This window comes from uncultured Brachyspira sp. (genome assembly GCF_944393015.1).
GTDB lineage: Bacteria > Spirochaetota > Brachyspiria > Brachyspirales > Brachyspiraceae > Brachyspira.
In genome coordinates this window covers 136,965-142,964 of sequence record NZ_CALXYQ010000004.1, presented here as the reverse complement: position 1 = coordinate 142,964, position 6,000 = coordinate 136,965, and the positions used below count along the sequence as shown (strand labels likewise).

3 protein-coding genes are annotated in these 6,000 nt (G+C 22.9%); 2 read left to right on the top strand and 1 reads right to left on the bottom strand.

The window, feature by feature from the left end; genetic code table 11:
• The first annotated feature begins 143 nt into the window (after window positions 1–143).
• Window positions 144–2,069, top strand: coding sequence for a hypothetical protein (locus tag Q0K19_RS03025; RefSeq protein ID WP_297245159.1), 1,926 nt, complete (start codon window positions 144–146; stop codon window positions 2,067–2,069).
• Between the two features lie 249 nt (window positions 2,070–2,318).
• Here the strand turns inward: Q0K19_RS03025 and Q0K19_RS03020 are convergent, their stop codons facing one another.
• Window positions 2,319–3,818 (bottom strand): DUF2828 family protein, encoded by a 1,500-nt coding sequence (locus Q0K19_RS03020; protein WP_297245157.1) that lies wholly within the window; start codon window positions 3,816–3,818, stop codon window positions 2,319–2,321.
• A gap of 784 nt (window positions 3,819–4,602) precedes the next feature.
• On the opposite strand from Q0K19_RS03020, the gene Q0K19_RS03015 reads away from it, so the two are divergent.
• Entirely contained in the window at window positions 4,603–5,574 is a 972-nt protein-coding gene (locus tag Q0K19_RS03015) for a TIGR01212 family radical SAM protein (RefSeq protein WP_297245155.1), read from the top strand.
• Window positions 5,575–6,000: the final 426 nt, after the last annotated feature.

Sequence of the window (6,000 nt, the reverse complement as noted above, 5' to 3'; positions counted from 1 at the left end):
ATTTCTAGCAATTTAAATTATAAGGGATACCTACTTTTTTTAAACTAAAAGTGTGCAATATCTGGGGCTCTTAAACACAAAAATAAAATATAAAATGTTGACTATTATTATTTGATATAATATACTATTTTGAGGAGTGTGTTATGAACACAGATAAACATATACAATTATACTCATTTGATATATTCGATACATTAATAACAAGGTCTACTGCAACACCAGAAGGTATATTCGCTATTATGCAGTATAAACTACTAGAAAAATCAAATAATATATCAAGTTTCATAAAAAATAATTTTTATAATTTAAGAATATCTGCTGAACAGCAAGCGAGAAAATTAAACCCAGAAAAAGAAGAAATTACTATATATGATATATATAGTATTATAGCATGTAATAATTCCATATATGATGAGCAAATATATGAATTAATCAATTTAGAGTTTAAAACAGAACTAGAGAATTCTATTCCAATAGAAGAAAATATAAATAAATTAAAAGCATTGTACGATTCTGGACATACTGTTATACTAATAAGTGATATGTATCTTCCACAAAAAATTATAAGTGAAATTTTATTAAAACATGACAATATTTTTAAAAATATAAAATTGTACATATCAAGTGAATATAATAAAACAAAGAGTAGCGGAAATTTATTTAAAATAATTAAAGATATTGAAAATATTGAATATAATAATTGGTTTCATATAGGAGACAATATAAATTCTGATGTAAAACAACCAAATATGTTATCAATTAATGCAACATTATATAATTATGTAAAACTATACGATTTTGAATTAGAAATAATCAAATGTTATAAAAACAATATTAATGTTCAAAATATTATAGGAATGTCTAAAAACTTTAGATTAAATAATAATGATAATGAATATAATTTGGAAATAACAATAGGAAGTATAGTATTATTTTTTTATGTTGCTTGGATTATAGATAATGCAATAACTAAAAATATAAATGAATTATATTTTATATCTAGAGATGGATTTATATTAAAAAATATAGCTGATATAATAATCAATTATAGAAATATTAATAACATCAACACTCATTATATATATGGTTCTAGATATGCTTGGCAATTTGCAAATATTTCCAAAATAAAAAATATTCCAGACTATTTATTTACGGATAAAATAAATACATTAAGAGACCTAAAATATTTCTTCAATAAAGATCTTGATAAGATATTAAAACTTTTACCAAAAAAATATAAAAATATAAAACGACCACTATTCATAAAAGAAAAATATAAATTAAAAAATTTTATAGAAAATAATGAAGTACTTATGGAATTAATTATTGAAAATAGTAATACTTACCGCAAAACATTAATTGAATATTTAAATCAAGAAATTAACTTTAATACTAATTTTGCTTTTGTAGATTCAAGAGGAACTGGAAAAACTATAGAATGTATTAGTGAAATACTGGAGTATAAAAAAAAATTAAAAGTATTTTATATGAGTACAGTATTAGATAATTATGGTAGCATTGTAGATAAAATATTTTATATGGATAACTATGATTACAACAATGGATTTATAGAATTTTTTACAAGAGCTATGCATGGAGAAGTAATAGGATATAAATATGAATGTGGAAAAATATTACCAATATTTGAAGAATCAGAAGAAGAACTAATGAATAAAATAAATTATAAAAAATATTTAGATGGCGTAATAACTTTTATTAAAAATTATTTATTAATATCTAATATAGAAAACAAAGAAATTATTTTTATAAAAAATTTCTATAATAAATATATTGAAAACATGAATAACAATGCACTATATAGATTTATGGTCTCAGTACCAAATTCAATACATCCAAATGAAAAATATACTACTATAAAAAATATATTATATTTATTAGATATATATGATTATAAAAAAATAGATTTTTCAAATAAACATATTATGAAACTTGTTAACTTTAAAAAAAAATACGGAAATATATTCCAATTTATATTAAAAATACATTTTAAAAAATATGATTCATATATAATTATATTCGGCATAAAAATAAGATTTGGATTTAATTAAATTTAAACATCATACTATGTAATAAAAGTATTAAAACTCAAATTAAAATTGACAACACTCTAAGTTTATATTTAAATATAATTTTTATTTTTTCTAACTTAATTAGAATTTATTAGTATACATCCCAGCATTATTTAAATTTAGAATTTACACCACGCACGTAAAATGAATTTAAATGTAAAATAAAATGTAAATTCAAACTTTAATTATAAATAAAGTATTACTAACCGTGCGTTAAGTAAAATTATATCAATCCTTTATATCAATACTATAATCTTTCAAAGTATCAAGTATTAAAAGCATTGATAATTCATCTTGATTTGTTAAATCGTATTTGTCTATATTAATTATATTTTTTATAACATTCTGACTTCTTCCAGAAACAAATAATACATCATCATTTTTTAAAGCAGGCATTATTCTGCTTAATGAATTTACATTCCAGAAAATTATTCTAGGAAGTTTATAATTATTTTTATTAAAAATTTCTTTCCAATATTCAAAGTTAGTTTTATTTTGACATTCGCATTGATTAAACTCCATATCAGAAATTATTATTATATATTTAGGAAGTTCTTCATTAGGTACATGATTTTTTACAGCAGTATCAAGCAACGCTTTAAATACTGAATCTATATTTGTACTATAATCAACGGATGACCTTAAAACATAATTAACTATATCAACAATATTATCTATATTTGATATGTCATGCATTTTAGAATTGCCGCAGAAATCTATAAAATGATTATGAAATGCAGATTTATTTAATTGTGCTATATATATTCCCAAAGCTACAGAGCATATTAAAGGCTCCCCATTCAAAGCCATTCCCATACTTCCAGATACATCGCATGCCACTATTGCATTTAAATTATTATCTCCAAAAATGTTTGGAAGATTTTTCCAAGTTAAATCAAATTCTTCTTTTCTTGAATCTATATCTTCTTCGGCACAGTCTAAAATCTCTCTTATAACATCAAAAGGAGTTAAGACGCTTGTATTTAATTTTACTTTTCCTGACTTTACATCTTCAAAAAATTGTTTGTACCTTTCTTCATCATTTCTAATAAATGCTTTTGAATATTTTCTCATAGCAAGCGAAGGAACTGAAGAATAATTAAATGTATAATCTTTTTCTCTTAAATTATTTTCTATTATTTGTATTTTCTTTCTTAAAGCAGATAAAATTTTTCTATATTCTTTAGTGTTTATATTTAAAAGTTTTATTAATTCTATTGCAATGTTTCTTGTATTTTTTGATGAAGTATTTTCACTAGGAAGCCATTTAGCAAGAAGCGAAACATTATCAGTTGTTTTATCTTTTTCTAATTGCTCTAATATTATACTTTTTGTAAAATCAGAAATATTTTTATTTTCTCTATTCTCATACCATACATAAATAATATCGTCCCATCTTCCAAGCTCTGGTATAGTTTTAAGAATTTCTATTGCAGTGAGAGTATGATTTTGTTTAATCATAATATTAATATATTTTCTAAAAACTTCTCTCTCACCAATGCCTTTTCTTATATCTCTTAAATACATTATAGATTTAGCAGTAAGTTCAGGACTTTCTCTCCAAGAATCTATAAAATATTTTAATAATTCATCATCTTTTTTTAATCTGCTTGCTCCCATAGTTGCAAATAAATCTATTACACCGCTTAATGATGAAATATTAGTATCAGCAAAATTCTGCGTATAAGTTTTATTAAAAGAATCTTTAAGCAAATCTAAAAAAGACATAATGATACTCCTTAATAAAAAATATTCTATGCCTATTAATTAAATAAGTATAGAATAAAAAAACTAGACACGATATATACCATTAAAAATGGCTAAAGGAGTTGAACCTTCTTACTACCAAAAAATAAATTGCTGTTCATGTCTAAAAAATTATTATTGCAAAAATAAAAACTAGATTCCATTTTGTCCAGTCTTTATGGATTATATTATTTTGCTGTTGGAATCTGTTTTAATTTTATGTTTAATATATTATTTTGTCAATGTTAAATATATTATTAATTAAATTCTCATTAACGCACGCCGAATGGATTTTTATTTATCATTTAAATTATAATTTATAATTAGCATATATTTTTAACCTTACTCTGCGTGCGGTGTAGTAATTTTAAACATAAATAACGCTTGGGTGGGTGCTGAAATTTCTAAATAAGTTATAAATATAGTTAATATTAAAAATTCAAAAGTTCGTTATAAAGAATAAAGGGTGGGAATGTAAATAAAGTTTTAAAGCTTAATTACATTTGCCCACCCTCTATACTTTTTATTTTTTCTGGTATTTTAAGTTTAATTTGTCTTTTTGATTCATTAATTTATTTTAGCTGCCCGCCCAAGATTTTGTTAAATTTAAAACATATTCACCGCACGGTAAGCTAATTAAAAAATAAAACTAAATATGAATTCTAATTTAAATTATAGATAAAGTATTGCTAACCGTGCGTTAATGAAAATTATAAGCAATACAAATAGTTTTAAAAAAATTATTTTATGATATACTGATACTAATATGCAAAATAAAAATAACATACAAAACAATAAAAACTATTATTCATTTTCTGATTATGTTAAAAATAAATTCGGAGTGAAAGTAGGAAAAATTTCTATAGATACAGATTTCGGCTGTGCCCATAAAGCCAATGAAGGCGGATGCAGATTCTGTAATTTAAATAGCTATAAACCTCCTTATGCAGCAGAAGAAGATATCAATAATCAATGGATTAACGGATTAAAAAATTATAAAGGAAGATATCAAAAATTTTATGGATATTTTCAGCTAGGCACCCCATTATCGCCATTAGCATCAAAAGAATCTTTGAAATATGCTAATAAATTGGTGCATTTTGATGAATGCGTTGGACTAATGTTCGGGGCTAGAAGCGATATGCTTGAAGATGAGGTACTGAAAGAACTTAGTGATTTATCTTACTCATCTGGTAAAGAAATTTGGCTTGAAATGGGGCTTCAATCTTCAAATGATGAAACTTCTAAATTTATTAATAGAGGTCATGATTATAAATCTTTTGCTGAAATGGTAAATCATATAAAAACAAATTATAATAATATAATAATATGCACTCATATAATATTCGGACTGCCTAAAAAATTTAATGATGATGACAAAAAAACAATAGAATTAGAAAGCAGAGATGATATGATAAAAACGGTTAAAGATGTATCAGCTTTAAAAATTGATGCTGTAAAATTTCATCAGCTTGATATAGTAAAAGGTTCTTATTTTGAAAATATGTATAAAGATTATAATTTTCCTACTTTAGATGAAGATTTTTATATAGATTTGATGAGCGATGCAATTTCTTTTACAAGATCAGATATTATAATAGCACGATTAATGGGCGATAGTTTGGGTGATAGTTTAATATCTCCTAAATGGACTAAATCAAAAGGCGAAATAATAAATCTAATAACAAAAAGAATGAAAGAAAAAAATATAATTCAGGGTATAAACTATAATGTTTAAAAAATACGGCAGGAATTAAAAAATTTAACTCCTGCCTAGTTTTAGATATTTGGTTTATTTATGTATAAGAGATCAATCAAATTTATATAATTTTTTAATAATAAATGGAAAACAGGAGTACGTATAGAAAAATATAATCTAGTGCACTCGACTGATTATTTATTATTAGATAAGGTAATCCGACTTTGTTAATTTATATTAATAAACTAAACTTTACGGTTGCGTGCCAGCGAAGGATTCACACCCTCATTCCCCTATATAAAATCGAACAATATTATATATGAAAAACAAATTTTGATCAAGTTTTTTTAATATAATTTTCAAATATAATTCATTTTAATTAAAATAAAAAAAATTATTAAAAACTTAATTTTATTTGCAAATGCATATAAATTGAATATACTTTATTATAATAATAAAAATTTT